This is a genomic window from Actinomycetota bacterium (assembly GCA_018333515.1).
Classification (GTDB): Bacteria; Actinomycetota; Aquicultoria; order Aquicultorales; family Aquicultoraceae; genus Aquicultor.
Genome location: JAGXSZ010000005.1, coordinates 1 through 19240 on the forward strand (window position 1 = coordinate 1; position 19240 = coordinate 19240).

Consider the following 19240-nt stretch of genomic DNA (forward strand, 5'->3'; position numbering starts at 1 on the left):
CATAAGCTCAATAACCAGCCGACCATAATCGAACTGGGAGACATCAAAATCGACCCGGCCAAACACTCGGTCGCCGTCGACGGCAACGAGATCTCGCTTCGCCTTAAAGAGTTCCAACTACTTCACGTGCTCGCCTCAAAGCCCGGTGTCCTGTTCACACGTCACGATTTGGCGGCGCGCGTGTGGGGCCATGAGTTTTACTCGTCGAGCCGCACCATCGACGTGCACATAAGGCGCATCCGCAACAAAATCGAAGAGCACTCGCGCTTTTCCTTTATACAGACCGTACACGGCCTCGGCTATAAGTTCCAAGCCGAGTAGAAAATTCCATGCGAATTGACCCTGGCCGACCTGCCCATAGGCCGAAATAGCCGGGTTGAGATCATGATTCGACCGGAAAACCTCGAACTCCATCCAAACAAAAAAGGAAAGGCCATAGTTGTGTCGTGTGAATACTTTGGGCACCATCAGCTAGTCGAACTGCGGCTGGAATCCGGAGCGCTTATTTTAAGCAGGTTGAGGTCAGACCAGATATTGAGACCGGGTTGTCGCGTGGAGACGAGGATAAAAGGCGCCCCGATGGTATATTTACCGGGTTAAGGCATATGGTGTCGTTCCCACAGGGCCGAGACCACCCGCTAACGGCCTAACTTTTCGCCCGGTAACGGAATCCCGGGCAAGCTCGAAGACGAGTTCCCGGGTGCGGCAGAGTTCCTCCTCTTGAAGCTCTATCACCCACCAGCCGCAGCCGGTGCTCTGTAGCCTCGCCAGTACCGGGCCGATGACCGACAAATCCTCCGGGGCGACGTGTCCTACCTCGTCGAGTTCGTACTCGTAGATATGGGTATTGACGACCCGGTCCGCTATCAGTTCGAGAAACTCCGTTGGCCCGAAACCGTCCGCGGCGGCCAGGCTCGATGTAGCGTGGCCGATATCGAAGGTAACATATGCGCCCGAATACTCTATAAGTTCCGCGAACAAATAGGGGTTTCCGGTAAAACCGCGCCTAAGGTTTTCAACGCAGAGGTTGACCTCTTTGTTTTGCGCAAATCTCACGAGGTCCGCCAAATTCTCTTTCGCGTCCTCGAAGCTGAGGTCATCGTCGCCGTAGTTGAGGCCTATATGAATCGTCAGGTATGCCCCGCCCCGCCCGGAGATGCCCGTGATGAGGTCTTTATACGCGGCGACGGCGGCCCGCGCTCTAACCTTATCGAAATGCCCTATATCGAGCTGTGAATAAAGGTGGTAGCGGTCCGGAACGGCGGCGGCGCCGTTCCCCGTATCGGCCAGCGCGGACTTTAGCTCGGAGATATAGCCGTCAAAGTCCGACATGCTCTCATCGTCCAAGATAACGTCGTATGCTTCGAACCGACGGAACTCCGGGCTTTGCCCGAAACCGGCTTTTCTAAAGTGCGATAGCCTTATGGGGCGTGCGATTGTGGGTATTATCATACTCTCATCAACCTTCTAGACTTTTGTTAATATATATAATATAGTGAGTTGCATGATAATGCAAGGATATTTTTGCGATAAGTGATACTTATTTACGGCGATAGCGGCTTTCGTGTGACTACTAGTAAGAGCTAGCGAAACGTTCAGCAATATCAGGGCTAAAGCCCTGAGCTACGAGAGTGCGGTGCAGCCGGTATCAGGGCTAAAACCCTCAGCTGTGAGAGCCGGGGCGGAAATCGGTACGACCATCGACCAGGAGCAAAGTATGTTGGACGACAGCGTAATGGCCAAGTACGAGCATGTTAAAGCGACCATAAAGATGCTTGAAAGCGTCGTCGTAGCGTTTTCGAGCGGAATAGACAGCACGCTCGTTCTAAAAGCCGCGCTCGAGGTCTTGCCGCGAGACAAGGTCCTCGCGGTCACGGCGGACTCGCCCATCTTCCCCCGAGAGGAGCTGGAAGCGGCCGCCGTCATCGCTGACGCGCTCGGAGCCGAGCATCTCTTCGTCGAGAGCGGCGAGACCCGGTTGCCGCAATTCGCCGAAAACACGTCGGAACGATGCTATCTCTGTAAGCGAAATTTCTACTCGATCTTCGCGTCCACGGCCGTCGAGCGAGGATTCAATGCGGTCGTCGACGGGACCAATCTCGACGACAAAACGGATGACCGACCATGGCTGAGAATCCTCGATGAACTCGGAATAGTCTCCCCCCTATTCGAAGCGCGACTTAGTAAACGAGAGGTCATCGAATTGAGCGACACATTCGGCCTGGAGATAAATAAGCCGCTCTATCTCTGTCTCGCCTCCCGCTTCTCGACCGGCATCCCCATCGATATAGATAAGATGGAGCAGCTATACGAGGTCGAACGATGGCTGCTGCGGCAGGGGGTCTCAGAGACCTTCATCCACCACCACCACGAGGATGTCGCGCGGGTCATCGTCTTTCCCGAGAACATCGCGCGCGTCGCCGAGCCCGTTGTCCGCGATGAACTGGTCGCCCGCTTGAAGTCATTGGGCTTTAAGCATGTCACACTCGACCTCGAGGGCAAATTTTAAGCGGCACCCCGCGTTAACCCCCTGAAACTCCCCGGCATGCCTTGACTTGGACGACCTTCCGTTATAACATGTTCATATGAGCACTCGTTCATATATAGGTAAGACCGGGGAGTCGACATTAAAAGGGGTGTGCGATTTGGCCGTCGACGAGTTAGGGCACGACATCTGCGGGGTAGTGCGAGCCGATAATGATAGAGTAGAGCGCATTCGCGCCGGGTTGGTCTGTGACGAGACGGCCGAGCGCCTTGCGGAGACCTTCAAGGTGCTCAGCGACCCGACTCGCGTCAAAATAGTCACCGCCCTGCTCCAGGGCGAGTTATGCGTCTGCGAAATCTCCGAGGTCGTCGGGATGAGCCAGTCCGCCGTCTCCCACCAGCTTCGCAAATTAAAAGACCTGCGGCTCGTCAAGCGCCGCAAACACTTTAAGATGGTCTACTATTCTCTCGACGACGGCCATATTTTAAGACTGATAACCGAGGGTATCGACCACGTCCGCGAGGAGTTCCCAGACACGGCCGTCGGCTCGACCATATTCGACATCGCGGGTGGCGCAGATGGCAACGGATAAAAAGGGCGGCGTCCATCTCGCCGAGGAATCGTATCCCCTATCCGGACTCGATTGTCCCGATTGCGCGCTCAAGGTCGAAAAAGCGATTAAAAAGATGCCCGGTGTCGATAGCGTGGTCGTCAATTTCTCGGCATCCAACATCCATCTCGAATACGACCCCGCTGTCAGTTCGCGCGATACCATCTTCTCCCAAATCGAGGCCTTCGGCTATAGTGTCGGCACTAAAGAAGCCCTTAGAACGTCCGCTTTTCGAATACAGGGTTTGGACTGTCCCGACTGCGCGATGAAGCTAGAGCGCAATATATCGGCTCTTAAGGGCGTCACATCGGCGAGCCTCGTCTATGAGACCGCTAAACTAACGGTCGGGCACGATGAGAGCCTCGTCTCGTCGTCTACTATCATCAGGGCCGTCAAAGCGGCCGGCTATGAAGCGACTATCGAGGGCGCCAAAGTCCCTGTCAAGACACGCGGACAGTTCTGGACGACCGACAAAAGGGCCCGCGCGGTCCTTGTGTCGGGGTTTGCGTTTGCGGCGGGCGGTGCCGTTCAACTAATTTCGGGGCTTACCCCTATCGCCGTCGCACTCTATGCCTCGACGATACTCGTCGCCGGCTACCGCCCGGCCAGAAGCTCGCTCGCGTCGCTTCGCTCGCTCGTCTTCGATATGAACGTCTTGATGACCTTTGCGGTTGTCGGCGCCGTCATCCTTGGCGAATGGGTCGAGGGCGCGGCGGTTATGTTTCTCTACGCGATAGGCACGCTTCTCGAAGCCTATACGATGGACAAGACGCGCCACGCCATACACGGACTTCTGGAGTTCGCGCCAAACCATGCCCTGGTGAAGACGGAAACCGCGACGAAACTCGTTCCCGTCGAGGACTTGAGCGTCGGCGATATAATAATCACCAAGCCCGGCGAGCGCATCCCCATAGACGGGCGGGTCGTCTATGGGCGCTCCTCCGTCGACCAGTCGACAATCACGGGTGAATCGGCCCTCGTCTCTAAAGACCCCGGAGACGACGTATACGCCGGCACACTCAACCAAGACGGCTATATCGAAATCGAGACCACGCGGCTCGCGGCGGACAGTACCATCGCCCGGATAATACACCTCGTCGAGGACGCGCAGTCGAAAAAGGCCCCGTCACAGCAGTTTATCGCGAGATTTTCGGCATACTACACCCCAATCGTTATAGGGGCGGCCTTCGGCGTAGCCGTTATCCCCCCGCTATTCGGCGGCTCGTTCGTGGAGTGGTTCTACCGGGCGCTCGTCCTGCTCGTCATATCATGCCCGTGCGCCCTGGTAATATCGACGCCGGTATCGATTGCGGCGGCCATCGGCGCGGCGACGAGAAACGGCGTCCTGATAAAAGGCGGATCGCACCTGGAGAGCATCGGACGGATAAAATCGGTCGTATTCGACAAGACCGGAACCCTTACATCGGGCCGTCTCTCGGTCACCGACGTCGTCCCCCTAAACGGATTTAGCGAGGCCGATATCGTGCGCATCACAGCGGCGCTCGAGGCCAAATCGTCCCATCCGCTCGCCGACGCCGTCGTCGATTTTGTCGACACGCTCGATGTCGAAGTGCCCGAGACCGACGGGTTCGTTTCGTTGCCGGGACGCGGCTTGCGAGCCGATATCGACGGCGTCACCTACTATGTCGGCAACCCCCGTCTCTTCGCGGAGATGAAGGTCCTCGATGCGGAGGTCGAGCCGCTGACCTTCGCCATGCAGCGCGAGGGCAAGACCGTCTTCATTCTTGGGACCGATGAGAAGCTGCTCGGCCTTGTCGCGGTCGCCGACAGCGTCCGCCAAGGCGCGAAAGACACGGTCTCGCGCCTCAGAGACCTCGGTATCTCGAATATAATCATGCTCACCGGCGACAACAAGGAAACCGCGAATGAGATATCGCGAAAGATCGGCATCGACGAATACCGCGCCGACCTTCTCCCCGAGGACAAGGTCGCCGAAGTAGAGAAACTTATACGGAAATACGGCCGAGTCGCTATGATTGGTGATGGGGTCAATGACGCTCCGGCGATATCCAGGGCCGACGTCGGTATCGCGATGGGCGCGGCCGGTTCCGACATTGCGCTCGAGACCTCCGATATCGCGCTTATGGGAGACGACTTGCGGAGCATACCGTATACGGTGGACTTGAGCCGCCGCACGCTCAAGATAATCAAACAGAATGTGGCCGTCTCGATTGTCACGAAAATCGCTTTTATAGCGCTGGCGGTCGGCGGGGTAGCTACCTTGTGGATGGCGGTCTTCGCCGACACGGGAATATCGATACTGGTCATCCTAAACGGGATGAGACTTTTTTCAAGAAATGTGGAGGACTAACTAAGATTTATGAAGCAGACGATCGTCGACTACGGCAGATGTAAACATTGCGCCAAATGCGTCGCCAGAAACGCATGTAAGACCAAAGCCTTGTTCCAAATCGACCCCGAAGAACCTCCCGCGGTCGACACCAAACTCTGCTACGGTTGCGGCAAATGCGTCCTCGAATGCCCGAGCGAAGCCCTGACCGTCAAAGACCTCTAGCCGGACTTGCCCTTAGTCACGATGTGTTTGGCGATATCGCCGTACATCTTCATACGAGCTTTCAATCCCCGGCGCATACCGAGCTTTTCTTCTTTTGTGACCTGGGTCGCTTCGGGTATGAGTACCTCCCGCACCTTAAACTTGTTCTGCTTGGCGTGTTGCGTGATGACGATTTCAACGCCATAGCCGGTCGCTTTCAAATCGGGCAAACCCTTCAAAAACTCGCGCCTAACGGCGCGCTGACCCGAGATAAACGGCACCATAGCTTGCGCCAGGTCCGTCGTTATGCGACCGCTCGTAAACCTTCCAACGGTCATATATAGTTCGTCTTCGTGAATGAGCGGCATTATCATGTTTTCGATATGCTCGCGCGTGATTCCGATAAGGTCGGCGTCGATGAATGCTATGATATCCGCATCGGTAGTCTCGATACCCTCCTGCATCGCCGCGCCCTTGCCTCCGTTGACGGCTCTTTCTATTACCCGGACGTCGAAGCCGCGCGCGACATCCGCCGTTCTGTCTTTAGAGCCGTCGCTGACGACGATTATCTCGTCGACTACATCGACGCTCTTTAAAATACTGAGCACATTGCCTATGTGGCGTTCCTCATTGAACGCGGGCACTATAACGGCAACCGATTTCCCATTGGTCGGCATCAGTTCCTCCGCGGTACTAGCCCGCTGTCAATTCCATTACCACATCCGCGATCGATTCAACCGCTTCTTCGAGCGGCACATCGCGCCGCTCTCCGGTCTCCCTGACCTTTACTTCGACATTTCCGCTCTTAAGAGTTCGCGCGCCGATGACCACTTGTACGGGTATCCCTATCAGGTCGGCATCGGCGAATTTTTTGCCGGCGGACTCCATCCTGTCATCGAGAAGTACCTCTGCGTTGCGCGCGACGAGGCCGTTATATAAGTTGTCGGCGCGCTCTCGCTGCTCTTCGCGGTCGTAATTGAGGACGACTATCTCCACATGATACGGGGCTATCGCCATCGGCCAGATAATCCCGCCGGCATCGTTGTGCTGCTCGATCGCCGCCGCCATCAAACGGCTTACGCCTATCCCGTAACATCCCATCACATACGGCTTAAGTTCGCCGTTTTCATCTACGTAGGTCGCGCCCATCGCCTCGCTGTACTCAAGGCCGAGCTGAAAGATTTGGCCCACCTCGATGCCCTTTGCCGACTTGAGCAACCCGTCGCACTCCGGACAGAGGTCGCCGTCGCCGACAGCGCGCGCGTCTGCGTGTTCGGCATCGACCGCCGGGGCATCCCCGGTACGCGCCTTTGCCACCTCCAGGTTGGCGGCGTATTCGCAGGTGTCGCAGTAGATAACCGTGTCTTCTCCGGCGTCGGCAAGTACCATGAACTCCTTGGAGACGCTTCCGCCGATGAGCCCGGTGTCGGCATCGACCGCCCTGAACTCCAGGCCGCACCGCGAAAAAACGCGGTTATACGCGTGGTACATGGTTTTGTACGATTTCTCAAGGTCGTCCTGGTCCAGGTTGAAACTGTACGCGTCCTTCATGATAAACTCGCGTCCGCGCAGTAAGCCGAATCTCGGCCTTATCTCATCCCTGAACTTGACCTGAATCTGGTATAGGGTCAACGGCAGCTGCCGGTACGACCTCGCCTCTTTCATGGCCAGGTCGGTGACGAGTTCTTCATGGGTCGGCCCGAGCGCGAAATCCCTGCCATGCCTGTCTTTCAGGCGCATCATCTCCGGCCCGTACCGGTCCCACCGCCCGCTCTTAATCCAAAGGTCGGAGGGCTGCAACGCCGACATCAATATCTCCTGGGCGCCAACCGCGTCCATCTCCTCGCGGACTATCCTCTCTATCTTCTTCAACGTCCGGTTGCCGAGCGGTAGAAATGTATATATGCCCGCCGCTACCTTGCGTATCATGGCGGCGCGCAGCAACAGCTTGTGACTTATAACCTCGGCCTCGGCCGGGCTCTCTTTGAGTGTCGGCGCGAACAGTCTCGAAAATCTCATCAAATTCCTCCTGCGCGGGCTTGTCTTCGGTGTGCGATGTTCGATGCGGGCGCGGTTAAACCCTACCGCGGTCAAACCCTACTATATATTTTACACGATAAGCGGCGATGGATATACAAGCGCGATGATTCTATTTGACGGCTCAAGCCCGCCGCTAGCTATGCTTTTGAGCGATAAGCCCTTCTATCTCGGACATCAGCTCTTCGACCATATCGCCGGCGGCGACCTTGCGTATCGCCTTACCGCCCCTGAAGAGGACGCCCTCGCGCTTGCCCCCGGCGACCCCGACGTCGGCCTCGCGCGCCTCACCGGGTCCGTTGACCGCGCAACCCATAATCGCGACCTTGAGCGGAGCGCGGACCTTCATCAACCGCCTCTCTATCTCCTCGACGACGGGTATGACGTCGATATCACACCGTCCGCAGGTGGGACAGGATATAATCTCCGGCCCGAACGAGCGCAACCCAAGCGACCGCAAAATCAGGAAACCGACCCTTATCTCGTGGACAGGGTCGGCCGAGAGTGAGACTCGCAGCGTATCGCCTATCCCCTCGGCGAGAAGGATGCCCAGCCCCACCGAAGACTTGACCGTGCCCGACAGCAGGCTGCCCGATTCGGTAATGCCCAGATGGAGCGGATAGTCGGTCTCGGCCGCCAGCGCTCGGTACGCCTTGATGGAATCGAGGACCGAAGACGATTTAACCGCGAGCACCAAGTTGTCGAAGCGCTTCTCTTCGAAAAATCTTACGTACTCCAGCGCGCTTTTGACCAGCGCGACCGCCCTGTCCTCTTCTTTCCGGTATTTGGGATGGAGCGAGCCCGAGTTGACTCCGATGCGAATCGCCGCGCCCTTTTCCTTCGCTTTTTCGATGATGGTCGCGACGTGCTCCGGCTTGCCGATGTTGCCGGGGTTGATGCGAATTTTGTCCGCGCCCGCGTCGAGCGCGCCTATCGCGTACTCCCAGTGGAAATGAATATCGGCGACGAGCGGGATATTGATGGCCTTCTTTATCCGCGACAACGCCTCGACGGCTTCGCGGCTCGGTACCGCCACGCGGATAATATCGCAGCCGACCTCCTCGAGTTCTTTAATTTGTTCGATGGTCTCGGCGATATTTTCGGTCTTGGTGTTCGTCATCGACTGGACGGCTATAGGGTTGCCGCCGCCGATTTTAACGTCGCCGACTGTCGCGACCCGGGTTTTATGCGACACGCTAGCCACCACCGTTGCCCACGGTTCGTGTGAATATCCTGCCGACATCCATGACGATGAGGTAGAACATCAGCGTCAGCAAGAGCGCCATACCCGCCGCGTTGATTCCAAAGACCAGCTTCTTGTTGATCGGCCTCCTTATGATGCCCTCGACCCCCAATATCGCGAGCCGCCCGCCGTCGAGCGGCGGAATGGGCAACAGGTTTAGAACGCCGAGATTTATGCTGAGAAACGCGAGCACCCCGACAAATTGCCAGAAATCCTGCTTTGCGATGCGCGCCGTCTCGTCTATGATGCCGACCGGACCCCGGCTCGACTCGGTGAGCTGTCCCGAGTCCTGCGTTATGACGTGGTAGACCGTCACCACCAGGAACTTCGTCATGTCGTAAGTGAGCAACGTCCCTTTGTAGAGCGCCAGATGGACGGGCTCGCGCTTGACGATAGGCTCTTCGTCTTCAGACGGCGAGACCCCGAGAAAACCCCGGCCGTCTTTTACGCCCAGCTTCGGCGTGAGCGTCAGCGTCTCATCCCCGCGCTCGATGGTCAGGCGCACTTGCTCGCCCGGACTCTCGCGCAGATGGTCCGTCAAATCGGTCCACGTCTCGATATCGTCCCCGTTGGCGGAGACAATCCTGTCACCAATTTTTATTCCGACCTCTTGCGCCGCGCTGCCTTTTACGACTTCGCCGATTACCGGTTGGAAAAACTGCTGTCCTTGAACGGCCAGGAGCAGCGCCACCAGCAATATCGGGAACAGCAGGTTCATAGCGGGTCCGGCAACCATTACCAGGGATTTCTTCCACTTCGGCAACGAGTCGTATTTGCGCTCCGGCGGGGTGTTTCGATCCTCTTCGTCTTCTTCCATCTGCAGCTCCGACTCGGTCCCCGCGAACCGGACATAGCCGCCAAACGGTATGTAGGTCGCCCCGTACTCGGTCTCGCCCCACTTAATCGAAAAGATACGCGGACCGGGAAGGCCGAACATGAACTCCCTGATTTTCAGTCCCATGAGCTTGCCCGCTACAAAATGGCCCAACTCATGGACGAATATGATGAGACCCAGACCTATAAACGCTACCAATATAAAAATTACTACTCACTCTCCTTCGATCAACTATATTAAGGATACCCGATAACGCCCGCGATTTCAGCTATTAGCGATGGCTTGTACTCGAAGCGGGCGCTAATAGCTGAATGTGCCTTGCCCTCTATCTCGCAAGGCTTTTAACGACCTCGCCCGCCGCGCGCCTCGCCCACTCCTCGACCTCTAGAATTATACCCAAATCGGCGTCATCGCCGCCTTCGTGACGGTCGAGGACGCCCCTTATAACGCGGGGGATGTCCAGATAGCCGATACGCTTGTCGAGAAACGCCTCGACGGCCTCTTCGTTTGCGGCGTTGAGCGCCGCCGGATAAGTCCCGCCGGCCTCGGCCGCCTCGAACGCGTACCGCAGGCACGGGAAGTTCTCGTAATCGGGCGCCTCGAAAGTGAGAGTCGCCACGTCGGTAAAGCTCAACGGCGGTACCGGTGACGGTAATCGCTCGGGATACGATAGGGTGTACTGGATGGGGATGCGCATATCGGTCCGCCCCAAGTGCGCCTTTATCGAGCCGTCTTTGAACTCGACCATCGAATGGATGATGCTCTGCGGGTGGACGACGACCTCGATTCTTTCATACGGGACACGAAAGAGCCAGTGCGCCTCGATGACCTCGAGCCCCTTGTTCATCAAAGTCGCCGAGTCGATGGTAATCTTCGGACCCATTACCCAACGCGGATGGGCGAGCGCCTCTTCGACCGTGACTTTGCCGAGCGCTTCGCGCGTTCTCCCGCGAAACGGCCCTCCCGAAGCGGTCAGCATGAGCTTCTCTATTTCATCTTCGCTCTCCCCGACGATACATTGGAAGAGCGCGTTGTGTTCGCTGTCGACCGGCAGTATGACCGCGTCCGTCTCCTCGCGGGTCCGGTTTACGATCGCGCCGCCTGCGACCATCGATTCCTTGTTCGCGAGCGCCAAGACTTTCCGGGCTTTGAGCGCCGCTATCGTGGGGCGCAAGCCGACCGAACCCACCAGCGCGTTAAGGACAATGTCCGCGCCCGGATAAGCGGCCAATTCCTCGAGGCCCGCGATGCCGGCCATGACTTCGATTCCACCCAGGTCTTTGTCCTTTAGCTTTTTGGCGCTCGCTTCGTCACCGACAACGACTACTTTCGGCTTAAGTTCGGCTATCTGTCGCTCTAAAATGTCGATGTTTCGATCGACGCTAAGGCCGACGATGTTGAATCTTTCGGGATAGCGCTTGACGATGTCTATTGTCTGCAGCCCAATCGAGCCGCTCGAACCCAAAATGACTATGTTTTTCAATCAATACCTCTCGGTTTAACGCCGATCGTTTTCGACACGGCGCGTGACTCTTTCCGATTCTCTAAACGATGAACAGCCAATAGTAATATGCGATGACGCCGGCGACGATGACGCTGTCGAACCTGTCCAGAAAGCCCCCATGGCCCGGTATCGTCGCGCCGCTGTCCTTGACGCGCAACTCCCGTTTGATTCGCGACTCTATAAGGTCTCCCACCGGCGCCACGACACCGACTATCAAACCGAGACCCAAACCCTTCAAAATCGCGACTACCGCGCCCTGCTCGACGACGAAGGGCATCCACGGCGTCATGAACGCCAAACCTATGAATACCGTCGGAGCTATTATGCCGGCTATCGTACCTTCGATAGTCTTCTTGGCGCTTATCGTCGGGGCCAGTTTGCGCTTTCCTATCGCCCCGCCAAAGGCATAGGCCGCGATATCGCTTACCCAAGTCGCAACTAAAACCAGGACGACCCCGATTACACCCCGCGGGAGACCGTATAGTAATATCAGGTGGCTTAACGGAAGCGTGATATAGACCAGGCCGGTTATGGTCAACCCGGCGTTTACGATACTGCCCTCGGTAAAGGTCTGCCATACCAAGACGACCATCGTCACGAAGACGAGGGCCAACAACAAGCCGCTGACTCCACCGGCAAGCGTCCCCAGGAATACGGCGATGCTTCCGCCTACGCCGGCGACGATATTGGGTTTGAACTCACGTAAAATAAGCATCGAATAGAACTCATCGGTCGCTATCACCGCGATGATGACAATCAATAAGGCGAAGACATACTTCCCCAGAAGTAAAGAGGCGATAATAAGCGGGGCCCCGACAAGCGCGCTGATCACTCGTTCTTTTAGCATTCTCGGCTCCTGTTTGCTCCGACTAGACTTCGACTAACCCACCGAATCTTCTTTTCCGCTGCTTATACTCGGCAACCGCTTGCGAAAAATCGTCTTTAGTAAAATCAGGCCATAATTTCTCGGTTATCCACAACTCTGAATACGCGATTTGCCAAAGGAGAAAGTTACTCACCCGTAATTCGCCGCTGGTGCGGATTAACAATTCGGGGTCGGGCATACCTGAAGTATACACGTAACGCGCGAACATTTCCTCAGTTATATCGGGCTTCTCTTTTCCCGTGCGGATTGCCTCGCAGAGGGCGTTTGCGGCATCTACTATCTCCGCTCTGCCGCTGTAGTTGAGCGCCAGGTTCAGGTTGAGCCGCGAGTTGCCTTTGGTCTTCTCAATCGCATCGGCAAACGCCTTTCTCGTGCTGTCGGGCAATTCCGCCATCCGTCCCAGCACCCTGATGCGCACGCCTTGTCGGTCCAACTCATCGGTCTCTTTGGCCATCTGTTCTTCGAACAACGACATCAAACCGGTTACTTCATCTTTTGGCCTCTTCCAGTTTTCCGTCGAAAACGTATAGAGCGTCAGGTATTCGACGCCTATCTCCGTCGCTATCTCGATGACGCGCCTGATAGCATTAGAGCCGGCTTTGTGCCCCGCCAACCTGGGCAGCTTCCGTTTTGACGCCCAGCGCCCGTTACCGTCCATAATCACGGCGACATGGCGCGGGACGTAATCTTTTTTAACCTCGTCCGCGGAAAGGTCTCCGCCCGGCGCCGTAGACCCCTTGCGAAGACCCGTTTTATGCCTCTTCAATCCCGGACTACCCTATCACTTTCCAGCACCTCTTGCGCGGGCTTTTCTTAAGCCCGGATTCCATATAATATATGAGAACCTAGACCTCCATTATCTCCTGCTCTTTTCGCTGGAACATGGCGTCTATCTCCTTGGTGTACTTCTCGGTCAACTCATCGATTTTCTTCTCGGCCCTCTTGCGGTCGTCCTCGGATATCTCCTTCTCTTCTTCGAGCACTTGCAAGTCGTCTCGACCGCTGTGGCGGACACCGCGAATCGATACTTTGCCCTCTTCGGCGACCTTTTTGGTCAGCTTTACAAAATCTCTCCGTCGCTCTTCGCTCAGCGGGGGGAAGGGCAAGCGGATGACCGTCCCGTCGTTAGAGGGGGTCACCCCGATATCCGAGGTCATAATCGCTTTTTCAATCGCGGTTATAGCCGATTTATCCCACGGTTGGATAACAGCCAACTGCGCTTCGGGAGTACTGATGCTCGCAACCTGTTTCAGGGGCGTGCGCGTGCCGTAATAGTCGACGACAATTCGGTCGAACAAAGCGGCTGTTACCCGCCCGGTCCTGATTCCCGCCATCTCATTGCGTATCGCTTCAACAGCCTTTTTCATCTTCGATTCCGACTCGTTTATGACTTCCTGGAACACGTTATCGCCCTCCTCGCACCGTCGTGCCTATATCTTCGCCCAACAACACCCTGCGAAGGTTGTCGGGCTGGGTCATGTCGAAGACGATTATGGGAATGTCGTTGTCCATACAGAGAGATATCGCCGTCGCATCCATCACGCGCAGCCCTTTATTTAGAACGTCGATATAGGTCAGTTCCGAATAACGCCGCGCATCCGGATTCTTCTCCGGGTCCGAATCGTAGACGCCGTCGACGCGCGTGGCTTTAAGAATCGCTTCCGCGCCGATTTCGAGCGCCCTGAGCGCCGCCGCCGTGTCCGTGCTGAAATACGGGTTGCCGGTGCCCGCCGCGAATATCACCGCCCGGCCTTTTTCAAGATGGCGTATCGCGCGCCGGCGAATATACGGCTCGGCGACCTCTTGCATCGTGATGGCCGATTGGACTCTGGTGTAAACGTCCTCTTTTTCCATGGCTTCCTGGAGCGCGAGCGCGTTCATCACCGTGGCAAGCATGCCGACATAGTCCGCGGTCGCCCTGTCCATACCCTTAGCGCTCGCCTCGAAGCCGCGGAAGATATTACCGCCGCCGACGACTACCGCGATTTCGATGTTGTCCTCGTAAAGCCGCTTCAGTTCTTGCGCTATCCCGAGCATCACAGCGGGGTCTATCCCGTAACCGCCGGTTCCGGCGAGAGACTGTCCGCTCAGTTTCAGAAGTACTCTCTTGTATTTATAGGTCGCCATATCACACTCTCTTTTTGGCAATTATTACGATTCCGTTGCCCGCAATATTCCTTTAGGTTAAGTGCGGTCTCCGACTAAACGCTCTCGCCCAGCTCGTAGCGGACAAACCTTCTGACTCCGATATTCTCTCCGAGCTTCGCGACGAGGCCGCCGAGATAATCCTTCATCGTCATATCCGGATTCTTGACGAATTCCTGCTCCATCAAAACGACCTGCTGATAATACTTTTCGATGCGACCCTGGGCTATCTTGTCGAGTACGTTTTCCGGCTTGCCCTCTTCGAGGCCTTGCGCGCGGTATATCTCCATCTCTTTGATGACGATCGATTCCGGCACTTCCTCACGGGTCACATAGGTCGGATTGCCCGCCGCTATCTGGAGCGCAACGTCGTGCGCGAACTGCTTGAAGTCATCGCTGCGCGCGACAAAATCAGTCTCGCTGTTTACTTCAACAAGGACACCGATTTTTCCTCCACTATGAATATAGGATTCTACGAGTCCCTCGTTCGCCTCGCGTCCCGCCCTTTTGGCCAGCGATGCCAGGCCTTTTTTACGAAGAATATCGGTGGCTGCGGCGACATCGCCGCCCGCCTCCGAAAGCGCCTTCTTGCAATCCATCATGCCGGCGCCGCTCAATTTCCGCAGTTCATTTACTGCAGCTGCCGTGATTTCCATTGGAACCCCCTGTATTTACCCTGTATTTACCCGATATTACCCCTGTATTACCCCTATGTTTATGTCCTTTACTCGTTTCAAGCCACGCCCCCGCGCGCTAAGTGCCGCTGCGGGGTCTCGATCGAGGTCGTCGACGTTAGCACGCTTCAAGCCATGGCCGCAACGCGAAGCGCTACACGGATTCGTAGCTCGGCCCTTTAGGGCTGACCGTCCCCGCCTCCGGCCTCCGTCCACGCGCCTCCGGCCTTACGTCCACGCGCCCCCGGCGCGAAGGGCGCGCGCGTAGCTGTAGTTAACCGTAGTAGCCGTAACAACGTCCCCTACGTTCAGTTACCCGTTTCCTTAAGTGTGAAAACGGGTAACTGTATTGGTTATAACGGCGTATCGCCGCTGTTCTTCCGCATTTAACGCAAACTACGCTTTCGAAGAAGCTTCCGCGCTTTCAGCTTTCTTCTCAGCAGTCTCTTCAACCGCCTTCACTTCAACTTTAGCTTCGACGTCCTCCTTAGCTTCAGCCGCTTTCTCCACGTCCTCAGCTTTGGCTTCTACTTTAACTTCGACCTTCGCTTCGGCTTTAGCTTCGCCCGCCTTGGCTTCTTCAGCCTTCGGTATTACAACGTCGGGCTTTCCGAGCGACGCCATCCAGGCCTCACGACCTTCGAGTGCCGCGTCGGCGATAACGCGCGTGATAAGCGTCACCGCGCGAATAGCATCATCGTTGCCGGGTATCACATAATCGATCTCGTCGGGGTCACAGTTCGTATCGACAATCGCTATAATAGGGATTTCGAGACGACGCGCCTCCTGCACCGCTATTCTCTCTTTTCTGGGGTCGATGATGAACACAGCCCCCGGAAGTTTCTTCATATCGGTGATTCCGCCGAGATTCCTCTGCAACTTGGTCTTTTCGGTGTTCAGCTTCAACAGCTCTTTCTTGGTGAGCATGCCCGGGTTCTCGGTATTTACTATCTCGAGATATTCAAGCCTTTTTACGCGACTGTAAATCGTCTTGAAGTTCGTGAGCATGCCTCCCAGCCAACGATAGTTGACATAAGGCATCTCGCACTTAGCCGATTCCTCTTGAATGGCCTCTTGAGCCTGTTTTTTAGTACCCACGAAGAGGATTTGCTCGCCATTTGCCGCGATGTCGCGCGCGAACGCATAAGCTCGTTCGATAAGGCCCAGGGTTTGCTGAAGGTCGATGATGTAGATACCGTTGCGCTCGGTAAATATGTAGGACTTCATCTTCGGGTTCCACCGGCGCGTCTGATGCCCGAAGTGGACTCCGGCCTCTAATAGGTGCTTCATGGAAACAACCGCCATTACCGCACCTCCTTTCTTGGTTTTTTCCTCCGCCGCTTTCAACTCCCGACCGACCTTTTCAGGCACCCGGCCGAAATCCAACGGCGTGTGTAATGGAGAATACTCTATCATAAGAGGTGTTATAGGGCAAGCTTTTTGCGGACCGCGTCTGCCCGGCTTAGTATCCGCACGGTTGCATGGATAGGCCTCCCATGCAACCGTGCGGCAAGACTCTTTACCCCGATGGTTTTTCCGCGCTAGCGCGTCTCGTCACCGCCGAGCTTCTCTCCCGTTGCGGCATCGATCCAAATCGAGCCGTGGCCTTCTTCGGTCTTCTTAAAATCGATTACCCAGGCAAGCCTCGCCTCGACCGTGTCCAGAACAAAGTTCTCTGCTGTCCAGCGATAGTTTGGGTTGACGATCATCAGCACGGCATTCTCCGGCCTTACATCGAAGCCGTTCTTCGCACTGATAGTCGAAGCGAGTTGTAACGCACGTTCCTTACTCACATTTATGGCAAACGTCGAAGGTTCGACCGATTCGTATCTTTTGTTGCTGCCTATTATCTCACCCTTGTATCCGTCTGCGATGATTAGGAACCAGTCGTTGTAATATTTATAGCCGCGGCTCTCCCTTGCCCACTTAAACATCCATTGAACTGTGCCCTCCTCCTCGCTGTCTATTTGTCTATACGATGTCGCCTCGGTCGGCTTGGAATCCGGAACAGCTATTCCGAAGCTTTTTCCTCGGGCTGTGGCGCGCTTTAGCACTTCTTCTTCGGGCAGCAGCGGGTGTTTGGCTTGTAAGGATGCCAATGCATTGTCCATAGCGGTCCCGCTTAATAAACCTATCAGCTTGCCGGTGGCTCCGTCTATCTCGACCTCATCTTTGTCGTAATCTTTCTTCCCAGAGCGCGCCACCCAGATAGGTGCTACGAGCGAACCCTTCTGCGTGAGTTCAATCTCTTCAACAACGGCGCCGGGGCGCATCTTTTGAAATACCTGCTTTGCGATGTTGGTCGCCGCTTCCTTATCGACTTTCGGCGTCTTCGTCGTCGGCTTGAAAAGAAAGTACGGCTCGTCGGCCTCTGCGATAAGTACGGATAGCGATACCGACGCTAAAACAAGAACTACCGCTAAAACCAGCAGCCGCTTTTTACCAAAAACTCTCTTAACGTTCATTTAGCTCTCTTCCTTTCGCTTACGCTTATTAGTAGCGCCAATTGAGGCTGCCGAACCCGCGCGCGTTCGTTACGCCGGATAATCTACTAGCTTCAGACATGGAGTAGCTTATCGTATTCTTGTTTGCGACCGAACTCCAAAACGTCATGGTGTAATCGCAGTACTGCTGATTATCAGACGAACAACCATTCCATCCCACATACGCATGGATAGAGCCGTCGCCGGTAAATATGCCCCAAGCCCGCGACATTTTGTCGTCATTGCTTGAGAAGCATGCGTCTATGAAGACCAGCTTCTTCCAATCACTTGCTCTTGCGGTATTGATATCCGCGGTCGTGATTTCCTTACCATTAGTAACTAACGTACCCGTACCATCAAATATCGACCGCGTGCTAAGGCTACCGTGCGCTAGAGCATACACGCCGTTGCCGTATTTCGCGTTGGCCAAGAATGTGCTTTTGGTAAAATTGTCGCCATAATAGCTGGAATACGTAAGTCCCAGTTTAGCCCACGCGTCATTTGCAGCCTTTAGAGTGTAAGGCGCAATAAAAAACTTAGCAGCGTAATCATACCCATACGATGCAAACGCGGTACTCGGCAAGAGCATTGATATGATTACAACCATGCAAACAAAAGCCGTTTTTCTCATTTTACCTCCTTTTGCGCTCAGTGAAACGATCTGATGTCAAGCAGTTTCTTCGACTTTATGCGTATGGTTACACAAGCAGTTGCCGGCACAGCAAAATAGCCGGACACTCCCAAGAATAGCATTCATGCGTAAGGGCGGTTAGGCATAATAGCACGCAGGATTTGCGATTTACACGATGAACGATAGCTTCAGGGATTTTGCAACTCAAAATAGCAACCTTGCAACCGGGGATTTTAATTGACGTAGCTCAGCCCTTTAGGGCTGATAACGGCCATGCATATGCGATTATCAGGGCTAAAGCCCTGAGCTACGGGATATAAAATATGAGTTGCAAAATCTCTGAGCTTAATATTGTACCATTATGTGCGCGAAGAAATGCTAATCCTTCTGGACAATCTGCGCGCTGCGCATCTTGGATTTGAGGCGAATGACCGCTTTGGTGTGGAGCTGCGAGATGCGCGACTCGGTGACCCCGAGGATCTCGCCTATCTCGCGCAAGGTGAGGTTGTCGTAGTAGTAAAGCGCTATTACGGTCCGTTCCCGGTCGGGAAGCTTCTTTATGGCGTCCGCTAAAATCGTCTTCATCTCTTCGAACTCGAAGCTGTCCGCCGGGTCTGGGCTGGAGGTATCTTCGATGCTGTCGATGAGGCTGACCTTGTCATCTTTTTCGCCGACATTCCAGAGTTCCTCAAGCGCGAGCATCGACGTATAGCTGAGCTGGCTTAGTAATTCGCCGTGCTCCTCTACCGTGATGCCCATCGCGTTGGCGACCTCGGCGTCACTTGGCGGCCGGCGAAGCTCGTTTTCAAGCTCATAGTAGACGCGCTCGAGAACACGCGCCCGGTGTCTGACCGAACGAGGAACCCAATCGAGCGCTCTGAGTTCGTCGATTATCGCTCCCTTTATCCTGGTTATCGCGTAAGTCTCAAACTTGATCTCACGCGCCATATCGTACTTTTCAATAGCGTCGATAAGACCGAAGAGGCCATAACTTACCAGGTCGGCCTGGTCGACATTTTGGGGAAGATTCGCGGCTACGCGGCCCGCGATATACTTTACGAGCGGCGCATAGTTGATTATGAGTTTATCGCGACAATCCTGGCATGCTTCGCCCTTGTATGTCTTCCATACCTCGATTATGTCGCCTTGGCTTCGGGTTTCCAAATTCGTCTCCGGTTATTGCGTCTAGTTG

General features: G+C 55.4%; 21 protein-coding genes. 6 read left to right on the top strand and 15 right to left on the bottom strand.

Features of this window, described 5'->3' with window-relative positions; translation table 11 throughout:
• Both KGZ93_00795 and KGZ93_00800 read left to right on the top strand, forming a co-directional pair.
• On the top strand, nucleotides 1–321 hold a 321-nt coding region (locus KGZ93_00795; protein ID MBS3908162.1), incomplete at its 5' end, for a winged helix-turn-helix transcriptional regulator.
• A gap of 63 nt (nucleotides 322–384) precedes the next feature.
• Nucleotides 385–600 (top strand): TOBE domain-containing protein, encoded by a 216-nt coding sequence (locus KGZ93_00800; GenBank protein MBS3908163.1) that lies wholly within the window; start codon nucleotides 385–387, stop codon nucleotides 598–600.
• On the opposite strand, the gene KGZ93_00805 is transcribed toward KGZ93_00800, so the two are convergent.
• Nucleotides 589–1452 (bottom strand): sugar phosphate isomerase/epimerase, encoded by an 864-nt coding sequence (locus KGZ93_00805; protein ID MBS3908164.1) that lies wholly within the window; start codon nucleotides 1450–1452, stop codon nucleotides 589–591. The genes KGZ93_00800 and KGZ93_00805 overlap by 12 nt on opposite strands.
• Before the next feature lie 184 nt (nucleotides 1453–1636).
• On the opposite strand from KGZ93_00805, the gene larE reads away from it, so the two are divergent.
• From larE to KGZ93_00825, 4 genes are all read left to right on the top strand, one after another.
• Entirely contained in the window at nucleotides 1637–2509 is an 873-nt protein-coding gene (gene larE, locus KGZ93_00810) for an ATP-dependent sacrificial sulfur transferase LarE (protein ID MBS3908165.1), read from the top strand.
• Nucleotides 2510–2585: 76 nt separating this feature from the next.
• Nucleotides 2586–3077 (top strand): winged helix-turn-helix transcriptional regulator, encoded by a 492-nt coding sequence (locus tag KGZ93_00815; GenBank protein ID MBS3908166.1) that lies wholly within the window; start codon nucleotides 2586–2588, stop codon nucleotides 3075–3077.
• Nucleotides 3064–5427 carry a cadmium-translocating P-type ATPase gene (gene cadA, locus KGZ93_00820; protein MBS3908167.1) on the top strand — a complete coding sequence of 788 codons (2364 nt, stop codon included), beginning with the start codon at nucleotides 3064–3066 and terminating at the stop codon, nucleotides 5425–5427. Before KGZ93_00815 ends, cadA begins: the two co-directional genes overlap by 14 nt.
• A 9-nt stretch (nucleotides 5428–5436) precedes the next feature.
• The gene (locus tag KGZ93_00825) at nucleotides 5437–5631 is read left to right on the top strand and encodes a 4Fe-4S binding protein (GenBank protein ID MBS3908168.1); all 195 of its coding nucleotides are present in this window, start codon (nucleotides 5437–5439) and stop codon (nucleotides 5629–5631) included.
• Here the strand turns inward: KGZ93_00825 and KGZ93_00830 are convergent.
• From KGZ93_00830 to whiG, 14 genes are all read right to left on the bottom strand, one after another.
• Nucleotides 5628–6287, bottom strand: a complete 660-nt coding sequence (locus tag KGZ93_00830; protein ID MBS3908169.1) for a glycosyltransferase — start codon at nucleotides 6285–6287, stop codon at nucleotides 5628–5630. The two genes, KGZ93_00825 and KGZ93_00830, sit on opposite strands and share 4 nt — an antisense overlap.
• A 16-nt stretch (nucleotides 6288–6303) precedes the next feature.
• Complete coding sequence (gene proS / locus KGZ93_00835) at nucleotides 6304–7629, bottom strand: proline--tRNA ligase (GenBank protein MBS3908170.1); 1326 nt, start codon at nucleotides 7627–7629, stop codon at nucleotides 6304–6306.
• A 154-nt stretch (nucleotides 7630–7783) separates the two neighbouring features.
• Nucleotides 7784–8842 (bottom strand): flavodoxin-dependent (E)-4-hydroxy-3-methylbut-2-enyl-diphosphate synthase, encoded by a 1059-nt coding sequence (gene ispG / locus KGZ93_00840; GenBank protein MBS3908171.1) that lies wholly within the window; start codon nucleotides 8840–8842, stop codon nucleotides 7784–7786.
• A 1-nt stretch (nucleotide 8843) separates the two neighbouring features.
• Entirely contained in the window at nucleotides 8844–9923 is a 1080-nt protein-coding gene (gene rseP / locus KGZ93_00845; protein MBS3908172.1) for an RIP metalloprotease RseP, read from the bottom strand.
• A 127-nt stretch (nucleotides 9924–10050) separates the two neighbouring features.
• The gene (locus tag KGZ93_00850) at nucleotides 10051–11208 is read right to left on the bottom strand and encodes a 1-deoxy-D-xylulose-5-phosphate reductoisomerase (protein MBS3908173.1); all 1158 of its coding nucleotides are present in this window, start codon (nucleotides 11206–11208) and stop codon (nucleotides 10051–10053) included.
• Nucleotides 11209–11269: 61 nt separating this feature from the next.
• Nucleotides 11270–12076, bottom strand: coding sequence for a phosphatidate cytidylyltransferase (locus KGZ93_00855; GenBank protein ID MBS3908174.1), 807 nt, complete (start codon nucleotides 12074–12076; stop codon nucleotides 11270–11272).
• A 22-nt stretch (nucleotides 12077–12098) separates the two neighbouring features.
• The gene (locus KGZ93_00860) at nucleotides 12099–12881 is read right to left on the bottom strand and encodes an isoprenyl transferase (protein ID MBS3908175.1); all 783 of its coding nucleotides are present in this window, start codon (nucleotides 12879–12881) and stop codon (nucleotides 12099–12101) included.
• A gap of 79 nt (nucleotides 12882–12960) precedes the next feature.
• On the bottom strand, nucleotides 12961–13518 hold the full coding sequence (gene frr / locus KGZ93_00865; GenBank protein ID MBS3908176.1) for a ribosome recycling factor: 558 nt from the start codon (nucleotides 13516–13518) through the stop codon (nucleotides 12961–12963).
• Nucleotide 13519: 1 nt separating this feature from the next.
• Entirely contained in the window at nucleotides 13520–14242 is a 723-nt protein-coding gene (locus KGZ93_00870) for a UMP kinase (protein MBS3908177.1), read from the bottom strand.
• Between the two features lie 74 nt (nucleotides 14243–14316).
• Entirely contained in the window at nucleotides 14317–14916 is a 600-nt protein-coding gene (tsf, locus tag KGZ93_00875; protein ID MBS3908178.1) for a translation elongation factor Ts, read from the bottom strand.
• A gap of 414 nt (nucleotides 14917–15330) precedes the next feature.
• Nucleotides 15331–16239: a 30S ribosomal protein S2 gene (gene rpsB, locus KGZ93_00880; protein ID MBS3908179.1), complete on the bottom strand. Its 909-nt coding sequence runs from the start codon at nucleotides 16237–16239 to the stop codon at nucleotides 15331–15333.
• Nucleotides 16240–16475: 236 nt separating this feature from the next.
• A complete protein-coding gene (locus KGZ93_00885) occupies nucleotides 16476–17399 on the bottom strand; it encodes a hypothetical protein (GenBank protein ID MBS3908180.1) in 924 nt (307 codons plus the stop codon).
• Between the two features lie 28 nt (nucleotides 17400–17427).
• Nucleotides 17428–18048, bottom strand: coding sequence for a hypothetical protein (locus KGZ93_00890; GenBank protein MBS3908181.1), 621 nt, complete (start codon nucleotides 18046–18048; stop codon nucleotides 17428–17430).
• Between the two features lie 378 nt (nucleotides 18049–18426).
• On the bottom strand, nucleotides 18427–19212 hold the full coding sequence (gene whiG / locus KGZ93_00895; protein MBS3908182.1) for an RNA polymerase sigma factor WhiG: 786 nt from the start codon (nucleotides 19210–19212) through the stop codon (nucleotides 18427–18429).
• Between the last annotated feature and the right edge of the window lie 28 nt (nucleotides 19213–19240).